Source organism: Streptomyces sp. NPDC048825, from assembly GCF_043198355.1.
GTDB classification, from domain to species: domain Bacteria; phylum Actinomycetota; class Actinomycetes; order Streptomycetales; family Streptomycetaceae; genus Streptomyces; species Streptomyces xiangluensis.
Genome location: NZ_JBICUR010000012.1, coordinates 254,872 through 273,980, shown reverse-complemented (window position 1 = coordinate 273,980; position 19,109 = coordinate 254,872). Strand labels below are relative to the sequence as shown.

General features: G+C 69.5%; 19 protein-coding genes. 14 read left to right on the top strand and 5 right to left on the bottom strand.

What is annotated here, in order from left to right:
- Positions 1–3 precede the first annotated feature (3 nt).
- A complete protein-coding gene (locus ACGFNK_RS28160; RefSeq protein WP_393420266.1) occupies positions 4–1,842 on the top strand; it encodes a LamG-like jellyroll fold domain-containing protein in 1,839 nt (612 codons plus the stop codon).
- Positions 1,843–1,960: 118 nt separating this feature from the next.
- Positions 1,961–2,581 (top strand): hypothetical protein, encoded by a 621-nt coding sequence (locus ACGFNK_RS28155; protein WP_393420264.1) that lies wholly within the window; start codon positions 1,961–1,963, stop codon positions 2,579–2,581.
- A 45-nt stretch (positions 2,582–2,626) separates the two neighbouring features.
- On the opposite strand, the gene ACGFNK_RS28150 is transcribed toward ACGFNK_RS28155, so the two are convergent.
- On the bottom strand, positions 2,627–3,037 hold the full coding sequence (locus ACGFNK_RS28150) for a PLD nuclease N-terminal domain-containing protein (protein ID WP_393420262.1): 411 nt from the start codon (positions 3,035–3,037) through the stop codon (positions 2,627–2,629).
- Between the two features lie 186 nt (positions 3,038–3,223).
- On the opposite strand from ACGFNK_RS28150, the gene ACGFNK_RS28145 reads away from it, so the two are divergent.
- Both ACGFNK_RS28145 and mqnP read left to right on the top strand, forming a co-directional pair.
- Positions 3,224–4,684 carry a menaquinone biosynthesis decarboxylase gene (locus ACGFNK_RS28145; protein ID WP_386340573.1) on the top strand — a complete coding sequence of 487 codons (1,461 nt, stop codon included), beginning with the start codon at positions 3,224–3,226 and terminating at the stop codon, positions 4,682–4,684.
- A complete protein-coding gene (gene mqnP / locus ACGFNK_RS28140; RefSeq protein WP_393420260.1) occupies positions 4,681–5,583 on the top strand; it encodes a menaquinone biosynthesis prenyltransferase MqnP in 903 nt (300 codons plus the stop codon). The genes ACGFNK_RS28145 and mqnP overlap by 4 nt, the downstream gene beginning before the upstream one ends.
- Here the strand turns inward: mqnP and ACGFNK_RS28135 are convergent.
- A complete protein-coding gene (locus ACGFNK_RS28135; protein ID WP_393420258.1) occupies positions 5,573–6,205 on the bottom strand; it encodes a rhomboid family intramembrane serine protease in 633 nt (210 codons plus the stop codon). The two genes, mqnP and ACGFNK_RS28135, sit on opposite strands and share 11 nt — an antisense overlap.
- A 246-nt stretch (positions 6,206–6,451) precedes the next feature.
- Here ACGFNK_RS28135 and ACGFNK_RS28130 point away from each other — a divergent pair, with 246 nt between their 5' ends.
- The 7 genes from ACGFNK_RS28130 (at position 6,452) to ACGFNK_RS28100 (ending at position 11,696) form a co-directional block, all read left to right on the top strand.
- The gene (locus ACGFNK_RS28130; protein WP_393420257.1) at positions 6,452–7,126 is read left to right on the top strand and encodes a UbiX family flavin prenyltransferase; all 675 of its coding nucleotides are present in this window, start codon (positions 6,452–6,454) and stop codon (positions 7,124–7,126) included.
- A gap of 91 nt (positions 7,127–7,217) precedes the next feature.
- On the top strand, positions 7,218–7,673 hold the full coding sequence (locus tag ACGFNK_RS28125) for an Lrp/AsnC family transcriptional regulator (RefSeq protein ID WP_386340581.1): 456 nt from the start codon (positions 7,218–7,220) through the stop codon (positions 7,671–7,673).
- Positions 7,674–7,723: 50 nt separating this feature from the next.
- The gene (mqnE, locus tag ACGFNK_RS28120) at positions 7,724–8,887 is read left to right on the top strand and encodes an aminofutalosine synthase MqnE (RefSeq protein WP_344391958.1); all 1,164 of its coding nucleotides are present in this window, start codon (positions 7,724–7,726) and stop codon (positions 8,885–8,887) included.
- 368 nt (positions 8,888–9,255) lie between these two features.
- The gene (locus ACGFNK_RS28115) at positions 9,256–9,906 is read left to right on the top strand and encodes a UdgX family uracil-DNA binding protein (protein WP_393420254.1); all 651 of its coding nucleotides are present in this window, start codon (positions 9,256–9,258) and stop codon (positions 9,904–9,906) included.
- 102 nt (positions 9,907–10,008) lie between these two features.
- The gene (locus tag ACGFNK_RS28110; RefSeq protein WP_393420252.1) at positions 10,009–10,542 is read left to right on the top strand and encodes a GNAT family N-acetyltransferase; all 534 of its coding nucleotides are present in this window, start codon (positions 10,009–10,011) and stop codon (positions 10,540–10,542) included.
- A gap of 128 nt (positions 10,543–10,670) precedes the next feature.
- Positions 10,671–10,976, top strand: coding sequence for a DUF4229 domain-containing protein (locus ACGFNK_RS28105; RefSeq protein WP_388681832.1), 306 nt, complete (start codon positions 10,671–10,673; stop codon positions 10,974–10,976).
- A gap of 66 nt (positions 10,977–11,042) precedes the next feature.
- Positions 11,043–11,696, top strand: a complete 654-nt coding sequence (locus ACGFNK_RS28100; protein ID WP_393420250.1) for a TetR/AcrR family transcriptional regulator — start codon at positions 11,043–11,045, stop codon at positions 11,694–11,696.
- Positions 11,697–11,700: 4 nt separating this feature from the next.
- On the opposite strand, the gene ACGFNK_RS28095 is transcribed toward ACGFNK_RS28100, so the two are convergent.
- Positions 11,701–12,579, bottom strand: coding sequence for a MaoC family dehydratase (locus ACGFNK_RS28095; RefSeq protein ID WP_393420248.1), 879 nt, complete (start codon positions 12,577–12,579; stop codon positions 11,701–11,703).
- Between the two features lie 350 nt (positions 12,580–12,929).
- Between ACGFNK_RS28095 and ACGFNK_RS28090 the strand changes: the two genes are divergently transcribed.
- A complete protein-coding gene (locus ACGFNK_RS28090; RefSeq protein ID WP_393420246.1) occupies positions 12,930–14,831 on the top strand; it encodes an AMP-dependent synthetase/ligase in 1,902 nt (633 codons plus the stop codon).
- 279 nt (positions 14,832–15,110) lie between these two features.
- Here the strand turns inward: ACGFNK_RS28090 and ACGFNK_RS28085 are convergent, their stop codons facing one another.
- Entirely contained in the window at positions 15,111–15,314 is a 204-nt protein-coding gene (locus ACGFNK_RS28085; protein ID WP_033319512.1) for a cold-shock protein, read from the bottom strand.
- A gap of 354 nt (positions 15,315–15,668) precedes the next feature.
- Here ACGFNK_RS28085 and ACGFNK_RS28080 point away from each other — a divergent pair, with 354 nt between their 5' ends.
- Both ACGFNK_RS28080 and ACGFNK_RS28075 read left to right on the top strand, forming a co-directional pair.
- Positions 15,669–16,517, top strand: coding sequence for a menaquinone biosynthetic enzyme MqnA/MqnD family protein (locus ACGFNK_RS28080; RefSeq protein WP_393420244.1), 849 nt, complete (start codon positions 15,669–15,671; stop codon positions 16,515–16,517).
- Positions 16,518–16,589: 72 nt separating this feature from the next.
- Positions 16,590–18,389 (top strand): serine/threonine-protein kinase, encoded by a 1,800-nt coding sequence (locus ACGFNK_RS28075; RefSeq protein WP_393420242.1) that lies wholly within the window; start codon positions 16,590–16,592, stop codon positions 18,387–18,389.
- A gap of 18 nt (positions 18,390–18,407) precedes the next feature.
- Here ACGFNK_RS28075 and ACGFNK_RS28070 read toward each other — a convergent pair whose 3' ends face one another.
- Positions 18,408–18,920, bottom strand: coding sequence for a hypothetical protein (locus ACGFNK_RS28070; RefSeq protein WP_393420240.1), 513 nt, complete (start codon positions 18,918–18,920; stop codon positions 18,408–18,410).
- Positions 18,921–19,109 lie beyond the last annotated feature (189 nt).

Here is a 19,109-nt window from a genome sequence, read left to right as displayed (position 1 = left end):
ATTGTGGCAGCTCTGGAGCCGGAGGACCCGCGTTCCGTAGGGGACTACCGGCTGCTGAGACGCCTGGGTGCGGGCGGCATGGGGCGGGTCTACCTCGGCCGGTCCCCGGGCGGCCGCGCGGTCGCGGTCAAGGTGGTGCACGCCGACCTTGTCCGCCAGCCGGAGTTCCGCTCCCGCTTCCGCCGTGAGGTGCAGGCGGCACGGCTCGTCAGCGGGGCGTTCACCGCTCCGGTGATCGACGCCGACCCGGACGCGCCGCTTCCGTGGCTGGTCACGAGCTACATCTCCGGGCCCTCGTTGCAAGACGCGGTCGCCGACCGGCGGTCGCTGCCCCCGCAGGCGGTACTGGCCCTGGGGGCCGGGCTGGCCGAGGCACTGACGTCGATCCATGCCGTGAACCTCGTCCACCGCGACCTCAAGCCCTCCAACGTGCTGCTCGCCGAGGACGGACCAAGAGTGATCGACTTCGGGATCGCCCGAAGCGCCGAGACCGCCGGGATCACCAAGGCCGGCCGCATGGTCGGCTCGCCGGGGTTCATGTCCCCGGAACAGGTCGCCGGCGACGCCGAGATCACCTGGGCCGGAGATGTCTTCTCCCTGGGCGCGGTCCTGGCGTACGCGGCGACCGGCAGCAACCCGTTCGGCGACGGGCCGACACCCGCCCTGCTGTACCGCGTCGTCCACACCGAGCCGGACATCGAAGCCGTCACCCATCCCACCCTTCGCGCTCTGATCGCTGCCTGCCTGGTCAAGGACCCCGCCCGCCGCCCCACACCCCGCGAGATCCTCACACAGGTCGGCCCCGAGGGGGCGGAAGGTACGGCCGCCCTGCTGGAGGCACGCCGTCGGTCGGCCGCCACCGAGCACACGCCGACTCAGGTACGCGACCCACGGGCCTCGTACGATCCCGCCGTAGCCCGTGCGGACGCGTTCTCCGGGGAGTCCCGGGACGCCTTCGCACACCAGGCGCACCCATCACTCCCGACGCACTCGGCCACGCAGCTGGACACGCCACCGCCGCCGTCCCCCATCCCGGTGACCCGAGCCCGCACCGTTCCGCCGCCCGGCGCGGACGCCCGCGGCGGTGGCCGCAGCCGCCGTGCCTTCCTGTTCGCGGGGGCCGCCGGCGTCGCCGGGGTTGTCGCGGTGGGCGCCACCGCCTATGTCGGCCTCACCGGCTCCGACGGCCAGGACGGCCCTGCCGCGGACCGGCCCGGCGCCGCGCCGGCCGCGCCGGCCGTACCGAAACCGGTAGGAGCCTGGCCGCTCGACGAACCCTCCGGCTCGATCGCCAGGGACACCGTCGGGGGCAACGACGGCACCGCGAGCGGGGTCGCGTGGCAGACGGGCGAGGGCGGGGCCGCCGTGTTCGACGGACGCAGCAGCCAGATCGTCACCCGGGGCCCGGTGCTCAGAACCGGCAACGGCCGCAGCTTCACCGTGTCGGCCCGGGTCCGCCTGTCCGTGAAACCCGACTTCTTCGCCACCGCCGTCAGCCAGGACGCCAACGCCAACAGCGGCTTCTACCTGCAGTATTCGATCGCCGAGAACCGCTGGGCCTTCGCCCGTCCCGGCCTGCGGGCGCTGTCGTACAGCGTCCCCGCCGTGGGTACCTGGACCCACCTTGCGGGTGTCTGCGACAGCGGCAAGTTGCGCCTCTACGTCGACGGAGTCCAGGAGGCCGAGGTGGACGACGCCAACCCGATCGCCGCCAAGGGCGCCCTGATGATCGGGCGCGCGAGTCACGTCGGTCAGGCCGCCGACTTCTTCCCCGGTGCCATCAAGGACGTCCGGGTCTTCCAGCGGGCCCTCACCTCCGCGCAGGTCAAGAGGCTGCGGTGACCGCCACGTCAAGGACGTCACCTCGCACTTCACGATGAAGAACGTCAAGCCCGGGAACCCGTGAACCCGTCCGCCGTTTCCTGCGTCCCAGTACCGACCCACGTGGACGGAGAGGGACATGAAGGACCGTACGAGCGGCAGGGCGACCGCAGGCGCCGCGGTGATGGCCGTCGCCCTGTTGTGTGCGCTCCAAGGATCCAGCGCCAGCGCCGGGGCTGACACCGACGCCGGTACCGACGCCGATTCCGCGCCGGAACAGGTATGCGTCGGAACGCAACCCATGGGCAGCCTCCCCCGCTTCAGCCCCAGGGGATCGACGGACGACAACCCGCTGTTCCGCACGCTGATGTACATCGACAAGACGGCCGACGCCCGCTATTCCGCCGTCTTCACCGGCCTGTCGGTCGACGAGGAGCACCAGGCCGTCGACGTCTATCGCATGCCCTCCGCCGTCCTCGACGCCGAGGTCTGCGGTGCCGCCGAGAAGGGCGTGACGGTACGGCTGCACGACGCCGACGCCAACCGGAAGGACCTCGACGCCCTCGCCGGCCGTATCAGCGCCGACATGCACCGCTGGGACGGCACCTTCAGCCTGCGCCAAGTCGGCGTGGACGAAAGGGGGTTCGTGTTCGTGGGCGTCGACGACCCCACCAAGGCCGAGCCCGTCCTCAAGGAGATCTTCGGTGAACACCACATCAAGGTGGAGCACGCGGAGCAGGCCGAGGCGTTCACCGGCTGACCCGTCGCTTTCAGCGCGGCGCCCGCCGCAGCGCCGCAAGCTCGGTCAGCTGTCGCCGCCCTCGTCCCGCTCGCGCTTCTCGCCCTTCGGGGAGTCCTCGGGGAAGTCCTTCGGCGCGTCCTTGGAGGAGTCGGAGGGGTCGGAGGAGTCGGAGGATTCGGAAGAGTTGGAGGAGCCCTTCGGGAACTCCTCGTCCTTCAGGGACTTCAGGAACTCGGGGTTGTCGTCCGGCGCCACCCAGCCGTCGCGGCGGCGTCCGCCCGCGGGGCGCGGCGCCGCGCGCTCCTTGCCCACGAGCAGCCAGGAGATGGAGCCCACCAGCGGAAAGAGCAGGACGAGAATGGCCCAGAGCGGCTTCGGGATGTACCGGATCTGCTTCTCATCGGTGCTGATGCAGTCGATGAACGCGTAGATGCTGAGCCCCAGCGGCACCAGCACCATCAGCACCCTGAGCATGAGCACTCCCCTTGCGTTGCGATCGGGGCCACTGGACCAGGCCCCGTTACGGGGCCAGGGTAGCCGGTAGCCGCTGTGCTATCCGGGGGGCGCTGTGTCCCATTGCCGCTGCGCGGCGGGCCGGACCCCCGGCCGGAAAGCGGGGCGCGCGCATGCTTCCGACTGCCCTCGGCGATACTTGACCGCATGGCTTACGACGATCTTCGCTCCCTGCTCAGGGCACTGGAACGCGAGGGTGACCTCAAGCGCGTCAAGGCCGAGGTCGACCCGTATCTGGAAGTGGGGGAGATCGTCGACCGCGTACAGAAGTCGGGCGGTCCGGCGCTGCTCTTCGAGAACGTACGCGGGTCGGCAATGCCGCTTGCGATGAACGTCTTCGGCACCGACCGGCGCCTGCTCAAGGCGCTCGGCCTGAAGTCGTACGGGGAGATCAGCGAGAAGATCGGCGGGCTGCTCAAGCCCGAGCTGCCGCACGGGTTCGTCGGCGTGCGCGAGGCCTTCGGGAAGCTCGGCGCCATGACGCACGTACCGCCGAAGAAGGTGAAGTCAGACAACGCGCCCGTGCAGGAGGTCGTACTGCGCGGCGACGACGTCGATCTGGAACAGCTCCCTGCCCTCTTCACCTGGCCGAAGGACGGCGGGTCCTTCTTCAACCTCGGGCTCACCCACACCAAGGACCCGGAGAGCGGCATCCGCAACCTCGGGCTCTACCGCCTCCAGCGCCATGACAAGCGCACCATCGGCATGCACTGGCAGATCCACAAGGACAGCCGGAACCACTACCAAGTGGCCGCCCGCCGCGGCGAGAAGCTTCCCGTCGCGATCGCGTTCGGGTGCCCGCCCGCCGTCACCTACGCCTCCACCGCCCCCCTCCCCGGCGACATCGACGAGTACCTCTTCGCCGGGTTCCTCCAGGGCAAGCGGATCGAGATGGTCGACTGCAAGACGGTGCCGCTCCAGGTGCCCGCGCAGGCGGAGGTCGTACTGGAGGGCTGGCTGGAGCCGGGCGAGATGCTCCCGGAGGGGCCCTTCGGCGACCACACCGGCTTCTACACGCCGCAGGAACCCTTCCCCGCCCTGACCATCGACTGCGTCACGATGCGCAAGCGGCCACTGCTCCAGTCGATCGTGGTCGGGCGGCCCCCGACAGAGGACGGCCCGCTGGGGCGGGCGACGGAGCGCTTCTTCCTGCCGCTCCTCAAGATCATCGTTCCCGACATCGTGGACTACCACCTCCCGGAGGCGGGCGGTTTCCACAACTGCGCGATCATCGCGATCGACAAGAAGTACCCGAAGCACGCCCAGAAGGTGATGCACGCGATCTGGGGCGCGCACATGATGTCCCTGACCAAGCTGATCGTGATCGTCGACTCGGACTGTGACGTCCACGATCTGCACGAGGTCGCCTGGCGCGCGCTCGGCAACACGGACTACGCCCGCGATCTCTCGGTCGTGGAAGGACCGGTCGACCACCTCGATCACGCCTCCTACCAGCAGTTCTGGGGCGGCAAGGCGGGCATCGACGCGACGAAGAAGTGGCCCGAGGAGGGCTATACGCGGGACGGCGGCTGGCCGGACATGGTGCTGTCCGACCCCGAGACGGCGGCGCTGGTCGACCGCCGCTGGAAGGAGTACGGACTCAAGTGAGCAGCGCTTCCGCAGCGATCCCTCAACCCGGCCGCACGAAGGCGTTCCTGCGCCTGGTCATGATCGAGCACTCGGTGTTCGCGTTGCCCTTCGCGTACATCGCGGCGCTGACGGCGATGTTCCAGACGGACCGGAACATCCACTGGGGCCGGCTGCTCCTCGTCACCATCGCGATGGTCGGGCTGCGTACGTTCGCCATGGCCGCGAACCGGATCATCGACCGCGAGATCGACGCCCGCAACCCCCGTACGGCGCAACGGGAGTTGGTCACCGGCGCGATGACGGTGCGGCACGCGTGGACGGGCGCGCTGGTCGCCCTGGTCTTCTTCCTCGGCGCCGCGGCCCTGCTCAACCCGCTCTGCCTCGCGCTCGCGCCCATCGCCGTGATCCCGATGGTGGTCTACCCCTACGGCAAGCGGTTCACGAACTTCCCGCAGGCCATCCTCGGTCTCGCCCAGGCGATGGGCCCGGTCGGCGGCTGGCTGGCGATCACCGGCGAATGGTCCTGGGAAGCGGTGATCCTCGGCCTCGCGGTCGGCATCTGGATCGGCGGCTTCGACCTGATCTACGCCTGCCAGGACATCGAGACGGACCGCGAGATCGGCGTCATGTCGGTGCCGGCCCGCTTCGGCATCCCGGCCGCCATCTGGGGCGCCCGCGGCTGCCACACGGTCACCACGGCACTGTTCGTCTGGTACGCGCTGTCCACCGACACGGGCGCCTTCTTCTGGCTGGGCCTGCTGATCGTCGCCGCCGCGTTCCTCTACGAGCACTCGATCGTGCGCCCGCACGACCTGTCCCGGGTGAACAGGGCGTTCTTCAGCGTCAACGGGTTCATCGGCATCGCACTGTTCGTGTGCGCGCTGCTCGACCTGCTGGTGCGCGGGCTTACCGTATAGCGCGTTCGGGTGAGCCGGAGGCCGAGCGGCGGCGGAACAGGAACGCCGCTGCCACGCCGGACACCAGGCCGACCAGATGCCCCTGCCAGCTCACCGTGGTGTTGTTGGGGGCTATGCCCGCGAGGACTGAGCTGCCCCAGGCAGCCGCGATCAGTACACCGGCCATGATGCCGAGCGGCCTGCGCTCCACGAAACCGCTGATCACCAGGAAGCCGAACAGCCCGAAGATCAGGCCGGAGGCACCGGCGGTGTTGGTGTGCGCCGGAGATATCAGCCAGACGCCGAGCCCGTCGGCCACGATGATCAGCGCGGCCACGGCGGCGAAACGGCGCAGCCCGCCGAGGGCCGCGACAAAACCCAGGACCAGCAGCGGAACCGTGTTCGCTGCCAGGTGGGCGAAGCCGAAATGGATGAACGAGGCCGGCACGATGTCGACCAGCTCCGACGATGTGCGCGGAATGATCCCCAGGCCGTCCAGCGAGTGGTCCGTGATCACGTCGACCACTTCGACCAGCCACAGCAGGGCCACCCAGCCCACCATCAACTTGGCGGCCGTCTTCGCCCGCTCGCCCTGCGACCAGCCCCGGTCACTCCGGGACCAACTGAGTTCCTTACCAGCCATCGCCGTCCCCCATCGTCCGCCCGCACCCGTCGAAAGCATCTGTCGCGTCCAAGCGCACCGTTAGGGGCGCGGGGCTGTATCAACATGCGGCTCCGCCGCGCGGGCGCGACCAGCCCCCACCGGCCCGCAGCCTCACCACTGGACTTCCAGCGGAGCGCTTAGCGCACCAGTCGCCCGGCTCTGTCAGATTAACGGCCCTGCCCCTCGCTCCGTTCCCACTCCGTACCGCCGGATAGGCTCGACACCATGAAGCCAGGACAGACGCAGCGCACGCCTTGGATCGTGGGGGTCTCCGGTGCGTCCGGTACGCCGTATGCGGCTGCTGTGCTGCGTGCGCTTCTGGATGCGGGGGAGAGCGTCGACCTGATCGTCAGCAGGGCTTCGCGGCTGACGTTGCTGGACGAGACGGGGATCAGCTTCCGGGACGCCCACTGGGACGAGGACCTGCGCGAATGGCTGGCCCGTGGCGCGGACGGCAAGCCCGGCACCTTCGACATCCAGGCCCGTGACGTGCGGTACTGGCACCCCGGTGACCTGGCAGCGGGGCCGTCGTCAGGCTCGTACCCCTCGAAAGGCATGCTCATCGTGCCCGCGTCCACCGGCTGCGTCGCGGGGGTCGCGCTCGGCCTCTCGAAGGACCTGCTGCAACGCGCCGCGAGCGTCACACTCAAGGAGCGCCGCAAGCTGGTCGTCGCCGTCCGCGAGACCCCGCTGAACGGCCAGACCCTGCGGCACCTGGTGACCCTGGACGACGCGGGCGCGACCGTACTTCCGGCGTCCCCGGCGTTCTACGCGGGCGCCACCCACATCCAGGACCTCGTCGACTTCGTCGCCGGGCGGGTGCTGGACACGGCGGGTGTCGCGCACACGCTCTACCGCCGCTGGGAGGGCGAACTGGGCGGCGGCTCACGCCCCACCTGAGCAACCCGCAGTACCCACTCAGCACTTCAGCACTTCAGCACTTCAGTACTTCAGTACTTCAGGAACTCTTCAGCGGAAGGCTATCGATCGCATGGACGCGGTGGACAGGCAGCTCATCCAGGCCCTCAGGGAGAACGGCCGGGCCTCCTACGCGGAGCTGGGACGCCTCGTCGGACTGTCGGGACCCAGCGTCACCGACCGCATCAACCGCCTGGAGGCCGCCGGTGTCATCACCGGCTACCGCGCGACGGTCGACGCCGCCTCGCTCGGCCTCGGCGTCACCGCCCTCATCGGTATCTCGCTCTCCGACGCCGCCGACCACGAGGACGTCGCACACCGGCTGCGGGACCTGAACGAGATCGAGGACTGCTGGTTCATCGCGGGCGACGACTCGTTCATGCTCAAGGTCCGGGCGCCGGACGTGGACGGCCTGGAGAAGACGATCCGGCGGCTGTCGGGGACGAAGGGCGTGTCCCGTACGCGTACGACGATCGTGCTCTCCACCAAGTGGGAGAACCGGGTGGGTGAGCTGCCCGAGGAGCAGTAAGGCAGTAGGCGTACGGTTGACCGAGTTGTCGGGCAGGGAGAGGTAGGGGCATGGACGTCGGGCTCAAGCGCGAGCTGGAGGAGAAGGTCCGGGCCGGTGAGCGGCTGACCCGTGAGGACGGCATCGCGCTGTACGAGTCGGACGACCTGGCCTGGCTGGGTGGTCTCGCGCACGAGGTGCGGACCCGTAAGAACGGTGACGTCGTCCACTTCAACGTCAACCGGCACCTCAACATGACCAACGTGTGCACGGCCTCCTGCGCGTACTGCTCCTTCCAGCGCAAGCCGGGGGAGAAGGACGCGTACACAATGCGCATCGAGGAGGCGGTCAAGCTCGCCAAGGCGATGGAGGGCGAGAACCTCACCGAGCTGCACATCGTCAACGGCCTGCACCCGAACCTGCCGTGGCGTTACTACCCGAGGTCGCTGTCGGAGCTGAAGAAGGCGCTGCCCAACGTGTCTTTGAAGGCCTTCACGGCGACGGAGATCCACCACTTCGAGACGATCTCGGGCCTGTCGGCGTCGGAGATCCTGGACGAGCTCATCGAGGCGGGTCTGGAGTCCCTCACCGGTGGTGGTGCGGAGATCTTCGACTGGGAGGTACGCCAGCACATCGTCGACCACCGCACGCACTGGGAGGACTGGTCGCGGATTCATCGGCTGGCGCACTCCAAGGGCCTCAAGACCCCTTGCACGATGCTGTACGGGCACATCGAGGAGCCGAAGCACCGGGTCGATCACGTGCTCAGGCTGCGTGAACTGCAGGACGAGACGGGCGGTTTCCAGGTCTTCATCCCGCTGCGCTACCAGCACGACTTCGTCGACATGAAGGACGGCAAGGTACGCAACCGCCTCCAGGCGCGCACCCAGATGGCAACGGGTGCGGAAGCTCTGAAGACCTTCGCGGTCTCGCGGCTGCTCTTCGACAACGTCCCGCACGTCAAGGTCTTCTGGGTCATGCACGGCGTCCAGACCGCCCAGCTGGCCCTCCAGCACGGTGCCGACGACATGGACGGCTCGGTGGTGGAGTACAAGATCACCCACGACGCCGACAACTACGGCACGCCGAACAAGCTGACCCGCGAGGACTTGCTGGACCTGATCAGGGACGCGGGCTTCCGCCCGGTGGAACGGAACACGCGGTACGAGATCATCCGCGAGTACGAGGGCCCGGACGCGTCGCGCCGCGAGTCGCCTCAGCCCATGCGGGTGTGAGGGTTTCTCTTTCCCACACACCCGCCCTTCCAAGTTCAAGAGGGCTTCGCTCTCTTGAACTCCCGGCTCCACCCGGGTTGCCACGTGTCGTAGTCGGGAGGGTGCGCGTTGTTGGTGGCTGGTCGCGCCCACGCGGCGGAGCCGCATAGTGTCACGCCCCGCGCCCCTACGGGGCGTACCCTGTGCTCTCCATCTGAGCCCAGGCACCCCCAGCCCGCCCGGCGTTTGAGGACGAGGCCGTTCAGGCCGATCGGGGGTCTGGGGGCGGAGCCCCCAGCGGGGCCCAGGGGCAGCGACCCTGGTTACGGGAAGGGGCGGGGTGGGGGAGAAATCCGTGTGCCCCCGCCCAGCACGGGTACCCGAAGCCCATGGTCAGCACCAAGACCCCCGAGGACGCGTACACGGCGGAGCCGTTCGTGCCGGAGCGCCGCGGCCTGCCCGCCCTGCGCAAGGCCGCCGCCGAATGCCGGGGCTGCCCCCTGCACCGGGACGCCACGCAGACCGTGTTCGGCAACGGCGACACCGACGCCCGAGTGCTGATCGTCGGGGAACAGCCGGGCGACCAGGAGGACCGGCAGGGGAAACCGTTCGTCGGCCCCGCGGGGCGCCTGCTCGACCGGGCCCTGGCCGAGGCGGGCATCGACCCCGGCCAGACGTACGTCACGAACGCCGTCAAACACTTCAAGTTCACCAGCTCCGGCCCCGGCAAGCGCCGCATCCACAAGGCACCCAGCCTGCGCGAGATGACCGCCTGCGGCCCCTGGCTCGCCGCCGAACTGGCCGTGGTGGACCCGGAGTTGATCGTCATACTCGGCGCCACGGCGGGCAAGGCCCTGCTCGGCTCCTCGTTCCGCGTCACCCAGCAGCGGGGAACACTCCTGGAGGAGGAGATCCACGGCCGCCAGACCCGCGTGGTCGCCACCATCCACCCGTCGGCCGCCCTGCGCGCCGACGACCGTGAGGCGGTGTACCAGGGGCTGGTGTCCGACCTGAAGGTGGCGGCACGGGCGCTGGACTGAGCGTGGTCAAGCGGAGAGTGAGCCGGACCGAGGGCCCGTCGGTCCTCCGAATGCGCTCGAATGCGCTTGAGCCCCGTACGCCGTAATAGATAGCCTCGCCGCATGCCCCTTACGTTCGCCCTGGACCCCTCCGTGGACCCCGCCCTGCGCGACGGCCTCCTCGACCTCTGGGCCGACGTGACCAACGCAGGCGGAGCCGTCGGCTTCGTACCGCCCGTGACCGCGGACGCGATCCGCCCGGAACTCGTCAAGCACCTGGCCGCGATGAGCGAGGGCCGTATGCGGCTGCTGGTCGGCCGGGACGAGGAGGGCGCCGTCGCCGCGACCGGCTTCTTCGCCTTCAACACGCACCGGCTGATGACGCACTGGGTGTGGCTCTACACGGTGATGGTGCACCCGAAGCACCAGGGCAAGGGCTACGGGCGTGACCTGCTCGCAGCCGTCGCGGAGGCGGCCGTCGGCTTCGAGGGCATCGAGGCGATACGGCTCACCTGCCGCGGCGGACTGGGACTCGAGCGGTTCTACGCCTCCTGCGGCTACAAGGAGGTCGGCCGCGTACCCGGCGCGATCCGCGTCGCGCCCGGCTACGACCGCGACGACATCACCATGCTGCTGCCGCTCACCCGCCTGGCCTGAGGCCACTCGCCTGCGGCCATGGAAGCAGCCGGGCCGGGGCACCGCATCCCCCCTGCGAGCTCACGGGAAGGACATGCTTGACTGGAGGGTGCCCTTTGGGAACGTTCGAACGGGAAGAGTGGATTGAGATGCTCCGCTACACGCTGATGCGCCTCGGAATCTTCGCGGGCTGCCTCGTGGTCGTCTGGGGCCTCGTCTACTCCGGCGTCGCCCCGCGCGGCCTCGGCGACTCCAACGGCATGTGGATCGTCCTGCTCGCCCTCGTGCTCTCGGCCCCGATCAGCTTCGTGGTCCTGCGCAAGGAACGCGACCGCGCCTCCGCGAAGATCGTCGAGCGGGTGGACCGGACCAAGGCCAACCTGGAGCGCAGCCGTTCCCAGGAGGACACCGCGGACGACGCGGCGCGCGGTGGGGCACAGGGCCAGCCTTCGTAACCCGGCGTTCGTCACTGACGGCGACACCTTGGGCGCCCTCGGCACGCGAACCGTAGGCTAAGCCGTATGGGTGCTGTGAAAAGCAAGCGGATGCCGCGTGCCGTGCGTGAACAGCAGATGCTGGACGCCGCGGTGCGGACCTTCGGGCAGCGGGGTTACCGGGCCGCTTCGATGGACGAGATCGCCGATCTGGCGGGCGTGTCCAAGCCGCTGGTGTACCTGTACCTGAACTCCAAGGAAGACCTTTTCACAGCCTGCATCCGCCGCGAGGCCGCCGCCCTGACGGCCGCCGTACGCGCGGGAGTTCACCCCGGTCTGCCCGCCGACCGCCAACTCTGGGAAGGGCTGCGGGCGTTCTTCACGCACACCGCGCAGAACCCCGACGGCTGGGCGGTGCTGCATCTCCAGGCGCGTACGCACGGCGAGCCGTTCGCCGCCGAGGTCACCGCGATGCGGGAAGAACTCGTCGCGTTCGTCACGCAGTTGATAGCGGTGGCCGCGCGCGAGGCCCACCGGGATCCGTCGCCGGCCGAGCGTGCCGAGCACGAGGTAGCCGGCCTCGCCGAGGCTCTGGTCGGAGCAGCCGAGTCCCTTGCGGCCTGGGCCAACACCACGCCCGGCGTCTCGGCCAAGCAGGCGGCGGCGACGCTGATGAACTTCGCCTGGGCGGGACTCGGGAACCTGATGGACGGGCGGGCCTGGGCGCCCCCGAAGTCGTAACGCGTCACGCCGGCGGGCGTACCTCGCCCGTGACGTGCACGCGTTCCCCGCCCCTGCGCAGTTCGAAGGCGCCTCCCTTCGCCGCGTACGTCACCGTCCCCGGCAGCAGCACCGGCGCCCTGAACTCGGCCTTGATGTGCGCGGCTTCGGGAACGCCGTGCTCCGCGAGGCAGCGGGCCACCGTCCACATGCCGTGCGCGATGGGCTTCCGGAAGCCGAAGAGCCGGGCCGTGAGCGGATGCAGGTGGATCGGGTTCCGGTCTCCGGACGCCGCCCCGTAGCGCCGCCCGAGATCCCCGCCCAGCCGCCACTCGGCGATGGCGGGAAGGGGTGGGGGCTTGCGGACCTCACCCGGCGGCGGCCCGGCGTGGGCCTTGCTCCACGGAGCCTCGGTCTGCTCGGTCCGGTGCCGTGCCAGATACGTACTCCTCGACTCCCATACGAGGCTGCCGCCGGCCCGGACCTCGGTGACGAGGGTCGCCTCGGTCCCACGCCGGTGGGGCGCCAATCCTTCGACGTAGGAGTGGAGTTCGTACTCCCCGGTGGCTGGAAGCGCCTCCCGCTGGACGATCTCGACGGCCGTGTGCACAAGCCCGAGCAACGGCAACGGAAACTCCCGCGCACTCATCAGCCGCATGGCCAGCGGAAACCCCAGTACATGCGGGTACGTCACGGGTAGCGCGTCGGCGCCCACGCCGTACCCGCAGACGCGCTCGTACGCGGCGAGCTTGGCGAGGTCGATGCGAACTCCGGGAAGTACGAGGCGAGTTGCAGGCGTTTTGAGCGTGCTGCCGGGCCGGGGTCGCTTGAAGGGGGAGGCGAGGGCGCCGCGGGCGAGGAGCGGGGCGAGGGCTGGGGAGGCGGCGAGGGTCCGGGTGTGCATGCGGCGCATGGAGCAGTGGTCGGCCATCGTCCAAGAACTCCCAGCTCGATCGGCACAGTCGTGGATCTGGTCGCGGATGGCCCCGGATCCGATCGCGGATCTGATCGCAATGCTTACTCAGAAGTAAGATTACTCAGAAGTCAGGAAGCGGTCGAGACGCACCCCAGCGCCTGTGAATGTTGTGGAGGGTGGCGTCGTCGCTGGTGAAGACGGTTCGTCGACGACACCCGCGTACGTCGTTATGCGTATGTTGATGGCCCGACTCCCACTGAACACCGGGTAGATCAGCCCCGTAGCACCCATGGGGACCCCTGGAGGGACCGCCAGGCATGACGACAAGGAGCCGCCCCATGTCCGCCAGGAAGTCCTCCACCCCCGCCCCCGCACTCGTCGAGCCGGACCTCAAGCGGCTGGACGGTGTCGTACGGGAGGCGGCGGTGCCGCCGCTCGTCGCGCCGGTCACGCATGGATCCCTCGCGGACATTCCGTTCGACAACGCGAGCGCGGCCCCCGCCGACGTCGTGCTCAGCCGCAAGGGGCCGGACGGCGACTGGGTGGACGTGACGGCGAACGCGTTCGCGGACGAAGTGCTGGCGCTGGCCAAGGGGTTGATCGCCGAGGGGCTGGTGCCGGGCGACCGGATCGCCATCATGGCGCGCACGACGTACGAGTGGACGCTGCTGGACTTCGCGGCCTGGGCCGCCGGCCTGGTGACCGTGCCGATCTACCCGACCTCGTCCCTCTTCCAGACCCGCTGGATCCTCCAGGACTCCGGAGCCGTCGCACTCGCCGTCGAGAGCGTCGCGCAGGCCGCCGCGCTGGGCCCGGAACGGGAGAGGATCCCGGATCTGCGGCATGTGTGGGTCTTCGAGAAGGGGCACGTGGAGCGGCTCGCCGAGTCGGGCCGGAACGTGCCGGACCCGGAAGTCGCCGTACGCCGTGGGATGTTGGGGCCAGGAACCCTCGCCACGATCATCTACACCTCGGGTACGACCGGCCGCCCCAAGGGCTGCGCACTGTCCCACGGCAACTTCTTCGCCGAGGTCGACAACGCCATCGAACTCCTCTACCCGGCCTTCAGGTCCCTCACCGACGAACCGGCGGCCACCCTCCTCTTCCTGCCCCTCTCCCACGTCTTCGGCCGCATGATCGCGGTCGGCTGCCTGCGCGCCCGCGTCCGGCTGGGACACGCCCCGGGCATCGGTTCCGAGGAACTGCTCACCGACCTGGCCTCGTTCAAGCCGACGTTCCTCGTGGCCATCCCGTACGTCCTGGAGAAGGTCTTCAACACGGGCCGCGCGACCGCCGAGCGCATGGGCCGCGCCTCGTCCTTCGACCGCGCGGCCCGCGTCGCCCGCGCGTACGGCGTGGCGGTCGAGGCCGAGCAGCACGGCACGGGCTCCGGCCCCAGCCGCTCCCTGCGCGCGGCCCGCTCCCTCTACGACCCCCTCGTCTACCGCCGTATCCGGGGCGCCTTGGGCGGCCGCGTCCGCTACGCGATCTGCGGCGGCTCCCCTCTCAGCCGCGACATGGCGGCGTTCTTCGCCGGCGCGGGCATAGAGATCTTCGAGGGTTACGGCCTCACCGAGTCGACGGCGGCGGCAACGATCACCCCGCCGCTCAAACCGCGCCTCGGCACGGTGGGCTGGCCACTGCCCGGCACCCGGGTCCGTATCGCCGCGGACGGGGAGATCCTGCTGAGCGGCAGCCATGTCTTCCGCGGCTACTGGGACCCGTACGCGGGCGGAGTCGTCCCCGCCGCACCCGACGGCTGGTTCGCGACCGGCGACATCGGCACTCTGGACGACGAGGGCTACCTCACGATCACCGGCCGCAAGAAGGAAATCCTGATCACGGCCGGCGGCAAGAGCGTGGCCCCGGCCCCCCTCGAGGACTGGCTCCGCTCCCACCCCCTGATCGCCCAGGTCATGGTCGTGGGCGACGGCCGCCCGTACGTCAGCGCCCTGATCACCCTCGACCCCGAAGGCATCAGCCACTGGCGCCAGATGAACCGCAAACATGCGGTACCCGCCGAACTCCTTGTCGACGACGAGGAGCTGAACACCATCCTGAAACGAGCAATCGACGAGGCCAACAAGCTGGTCTCCCGCCCGGAATCAATCCGCCGCTTCACCATTCTGCCGGGCCGCTTCAGCGAGGAGGCGGGCCACCTGACGCCGACGATGAAGTTGCGGCGGGAGGTCATCACGCGGGACTTCGCGGCGGAGATAGAGGGGCTGTACGAGCGATAGGGCGGCGGGGCGCCGCTGAGCGGCGGGGAGCGCGGGGAGGCGCAGTCTTTCTAGGGGCGCGGGGCTGTATCCATATGCGGCTCCGCCGCGTGGGCGCGACAAGCCACAACGAACCCGCACTCGCCAACGAACCCAACGCCCCACACCTGTAGGCGCCCCGCTCAACCGTCGGAAGGCAAAAGGCAGGAGCCCCGCCACCAAAAGGTGTAGGGGCTCCTTGGGTACTGCACTCGTTCCGGAGATCAGAGCATCAGAGCGTTCGCTCTAGAATCCGAAGGATCAGACGGGGGTGACGTTCTCCGCCTGCGGGCCCTTCGGACCCTGGGTGACGTCGAAGGTAACCGCCTGGTTCTCTTCGAGGGAGCGGAAGCCGCTCGCGTTGATCGCGGAGTAGTGGACGAAGACGTCGGGGCCTCCGCCTTCTTGGGCGATGAAGCCAAAGCCCTTTTCGGCGTTGAACCACTTCACGGTTCCGGTAGCCATAAGCCCTCCTTGGGCCCAAAGGGTTGCCCTGCTCCAGAACCAGCGATTGTGTAAACAACTGCATTCGTCTGAAAACGACGAGAGCCCGCGGTCACATGCGCTCCGCAGGCTCTGTACTGCAAGGGAAACCAAACTGCAACTTGCGGCCGAGCCTAGCACGCAGGCAGCCGAATGCAATAGAGGTCAAGATCACGTCACCCAAAGGTTTGAGTAGCTTGCCCGAAGGGTTGACGTAAGGGTGGCGAGCGGGTGTCACAGGGGTTGACACAAGTGGCGCGGCCGGTTTCCGGAATGGCTCCCACCACTCCGGGACCCGAAGCCTGCACCGTACCCCAAAGGGTCTAGCCTCGCGATGTGGACAATTCTCGCACCCGGCCGCGCGTCGGCCACATCCAGTTCCTGAACTGCCTGCCCCTGTACTGGGGGCTCGCTCGTACAGGGACGCTTCTCGACTTCGAGCTCACCAAGGACACCCCGGAACAGCTCAGCGAGCAGCTCGTGCGCGGCGATCTCGACATCGGGCCCATCACGCTCGTCGAGTTCCTCAAGCACGCCGACGAACTGGTCGCCTTCCCCGACATCGCGGTCGGCTGCGACGGCCCGGTGATGTCCTGCGTGATCGTCTCCCAGGTCCCGCTGGAGGACCTGGACGGCGCCAGAGTCGCCCTCGGCTCGACCTCGCGCACGTCCGTACGGCTCGCGGAGCTGCTGCTGGCCGAGCGGTTCGGCGTACAGCCCTCGTACTACACCTGCCCGCCCGACCTCGCCCTGATGATGCGGGAGGCCGAAGCCGCCGTACTCATCGGTGACGCGGCGCTGCGCGCCAACCTGCTCGACGGACCGCAGTACGGGCTCGCCGTGCACGACCTGGGCGCGCTGTGGAAGGAGTGGACGGGCCTGCCGTTCGTCTTCGCGGTCTGGGCCGCGCGCCGCGAGTACCTGGAGCGCGAGCCGGTCCTCACGCGCAAGGTCCACGAGGCCTTCCTCGCGTCCAGGGACCTGTCGCTGGAGGAGGTCGGCAAGGTCGCCGAGCAGGCGGCGCGCTGGGAGGCCTTCGACGAGAGAGTTCTGGAGAACTACTTCACGACGCTCGACTTCCGTTTCGGCGCGCCGCAGTTGGAGGCCATCACGGAGTTCGCCCGCCGGGTCGGCCCGACGACCGGCTTCCCGGCGGATGTGAAGGTGGCTCTGCTGGTGCCGTAGGCAGCGCCTACCGTGCTGGTTGCGCCTACCCTGCTGGTTGGGAGTGGAGCGCGTCCGGGGGAGGCACACGCCATGCAGCCGCTCGATGTCGGTGAACCCACCACGGTGGGGCCCTACCGGCTGCTCGGCCGGCTCGGCTCGGGCGGGATGGGCCGGGTCTATCTGGGCCGCAGCGCGGGCGGCCGCACCGTCGCGGTCAAGATCGTGCATCCGCACTTCGCACTCGACGAGGAGTTCCGCGCCCGGTTCCGCCGCGAGGTCGACGCGGCGCGACGGGTGGGCGGCGCGTACACGGCACCGGTCCTCGACGCCGACCCGGACGCGTCGGTCCCGTGGGTGGCGACCGCGTACGCCGCTGGACCCTCGCTCGCCGCGGCCGTCGCGGACGCCGGCCCACTGCCCGAACACTCCGTACGGGTCCTGGGTGCGGGCCTGGCGGAGGCGTTGTCGGCGGTGCACGGACTCGGCCTGGTACACCGCGACGTCAAGCCCTCGAACGTACTCCTGACGCTGGATGGCCCGCTCCTCATCGACTTCGGCATCGCGCGGGCGACGGACGGCACGGCGTCTCTGACGTCCACGGGGGTCTCCGTCGGCTCGCCCGGCTATATGTCGCCCGAGCAGATCCTCGGGAAGGGGGCCACGGGGGCGGCGGACGTCTTCTCGTTGGGGGCGGTACTGGCGTACGCGGCCACGGGGTCGCCTCCGTTCCCCGGGGACTCGTCGGCTGCGCTGCTCTACAAGGTGGTGCACGAGCAACCTGAACTCGGCTCCCAGGAAGGGGAGTTGCGCGGGGAGCTGCGCGACGTGGTCGCGGCCTGTCTGGCCAAGGACCCGGGCGGGCGTCCGTCTCCGGGCTCGCTCGCCGCTCGGCTCGCGCCGGAGGGGGCGGCTCGGGCGGTGGCGGCCGGGTGGCTGCCGGGGCCGTTGGTGGAGCAGGTGAGCCGAAGTGCGGTGCGGGTGCTGAACCTTGAGGCTACGGGGGTGGGTTCGGGGTCGGAGCCTTCGGGGGTGGTGGGGTTCAGTAGTCCTTCGGTGGGGGCGGACGCCGCTTCGCCGGTGGGGGAGGGGGCGGCGGCCAATAGGACTGCTCCCGCCGCTCCGGCTGGTCCCGCCGGGGTGTTCGGGCCGCCGGATCCTTCGTACGGGATGGGGGATGGCGCAGGACGAGCGGCTCAGGTGGCGGACGTACCGACGTACGTCCCGGAACCTCGCGAGGGCGACAGCCCAGGATCGGCACCGGGGGGATCGGGATCGGGTCTTGGCCCCGGAAAGCTGTCCGTCTCCCTGGCCGCGACGTCCGTGCCGGGAGCGGGCGGCCGTGGGCGCAAGCTGAGTTGCACGGTGGCGCTGGCGGTCGCGGGAGCGCTGGCGGCGGTGACGTTCGGCTCTGTGTTCGTCTTCGACCTGCTGCCGGGCGGAGCTTCGGACGACGGGGACGCGGCCGGCGACTCGGCCCCGAGACCGAGCGCGTCCTCGCCCACCGACGCACCGGCCACCGAGGCACCAGCGACGGGGACGGCCATTCCCGAGCGTTACGTCGGTACATGGGAGGGCGACGGCGTATCCCTCAACGGCACCCTCCCCATGGGCAAGTTCCGCGTCACGGTCCGTCAGGCGGGCGTGGGCGAACAGTTCGGCACGTTCCGCCAGACCGACCTGATCGGCGGCCACTGCGACACCGTACTCATCCTCAAGAAGGCCACCCCCCAGCAGATCACCGCCACGAGCGTCGCCAAGAAGTCCAAGGACGCCGTCTGCGTGATGGGCCGCCACGAGGTCCGCCTGATTCCGGTCGACGACGACTTGAGGTACGAGACGGACAACGAGAAGGCGGGGGATCCGGTGGCTCGGATGAACAAGGTCAAGTAGGCCGAGAGGTCGGGTAGGTCAAGTGGTGGGCTGGGCAGGGGAGTCGGCACCGATGGCAGCCCTTCGGCGGCGGTACACGAAGCGTGCGCCGAGCCCTGCTGCGCCCGCGAGCAGCGCGGTGCCCCAGATGACGGCCCAGACGTACGGATATTCCTCACGGAGCCAACAGGCGCCGCCCTCGCTGTAGCAGTCGAGACCGCGCCCACGCCTCGGCCGCATCGCCGTGAAGAGCACCACGGCGAGCAGCGCGGCCATGGCCTGCCCGGGCAACGAAGCGGCGATCCACTTCAGCGAACCCACCTTGTCCTCCGGCCAATTCACCCGCGTCAGCGTCACGACCAGAGCGGCGATGGTGAGGGGCACGAGAAGGCCGGCGGTCGCGGCCAGACCGTACGGACCTCCGGGCCAGGCGAGGGCGGGGCTGCCCCAGACCTGGTTGCGGGCCCAGAAGATCGTCACGAGACAGAGCCCGATCATTTCGAGGAAGACGGTGATGTGGACCAGCCATCGAAGGGCGGCATCCCACGTCACTTTCGGCTCCCGCTCCGGCTCGCGCGACACCGCCACCCGCCCCCGCACAGGCTCGTACCGCAGGGCAGCCCCCGCCGCCCGCCTCCGCTTCGGCCTGGCCGATCCGCTCACCGTTCGTCCCCCTGCCATCCCCGGCCACTCCCACCAGTCACACCCATTACTACTGTGTCTGCAAACGAGTGAACGAAA

Bases quoted from the DNA above. Each gene is read 5' to 3' on its own strand.
- ACGFNK_RS28155 (WP_393420264.1), top strand. From the start codon at position 1,961: ATGAAGGACCGTACGAGCGGCAGGGCGACCGCAGGCGCCGCGGTGATG.
- ACGFNK_RS28150 (WP_393420262.1), bottom strand. From the start codon at position 3,037: ATGCTCAGGGTGCTGATGGTGCTGGTGCCGCTGGGGCTCAGCATCTAC.
- ACGFNK_RS28145 (WP_386340573.1), top strand. From the start codon at position 3,224: ATGGCTTACGACGATCTTCGCTCCCTGCTCAGGGCACTGGAACGCGAG.
- ACGFNK_RS28135 (WP_393420258.1), bottom strand. From the start codon at position 6,205: ATGGCTGGTAAGGAACTCAGTTGGTCCCGGAGTGACCGGGGCTGGTCG.
- ACGFNK_RS28130 (WP_393420257.1), top strand. From the start codon at position 6,452: ATGAAGCCAGGACAGACGCAGCGCACGCCTTGGATCGTGGGGGTCTCC.
- ACGFNK_RS28125 (WP_386340581.1), top strand. From the start codon at position 7,218: ATGGACGCGGTGGACAGGCAGCTCATCCAGGCCCTCAGGGAGAACGGC.
- mqnE (WP_344391958.1), top strand. From the start codon at position 7,724: ATGGACGTCGGGCTCAAGCGCGAGCTGGAGGAGAAGGTCCGGGCCGGT.
- ACGFNK_RS28115 (WP_393420254.1), top strand. From the start codon at position 9,256: ATGGTCAGCACCAAGACCCCCGAGGACGCGTACACGGCGGAGCCGTTC.
- ACGFNK_RS28110 (WP_393420252.1), top strand. From the start codon at position 10,009: ATGCCCCTTACGTTCGCCCTGGACCCCTCCGTGGACCCCGCCCTGCGC.
- ACGFNK_RS28105 (WP_388681832.1), top strand. From the start codon at position 10,671: ATGCTCCGCTACACGCTGATGCGCCTCGGAATCTTCGCGGGCTGCCTC.
- ACGFNK_RS28100 (WP_393420250.1), top strand. From the start codon at position 11,043: ATGGGTGCTGTGAAAAGCAAGCGGATGCCGCGTGCCGTGCGTGAACAG.
- ACGFNK_RS28095 (WP_393420248.1), bottom strand. From the start codon at position 12,579: ATGCACACCCGGACCCTCGCCGCCTCCCCAGCCCTCGCCCCGCTCCTC.
- ACGFNK_RS28090 (WP_393420246.1), top strand. From the start codon at position 12,930: ATGTCCGCCAGGAAGTCCTCCACCCCCGCCCCCGCACTCGTCGAGCCG.
- ACGFNK_RS28085 (WP_033319512.1), bottom strand. From the start codon at position 15,314: ATGGCTACCGGAACCGTGAAGTGGTTCAACGCCGAAAAGGGCTTTGGC.
- ACGFNK_RS28075 (WP_393420242.1), top strand. From the start codon at position 16,590: ATGCAGCCGCTCGATGTCGGTGAACCCACCACGGTGGGGCCCTACCGG.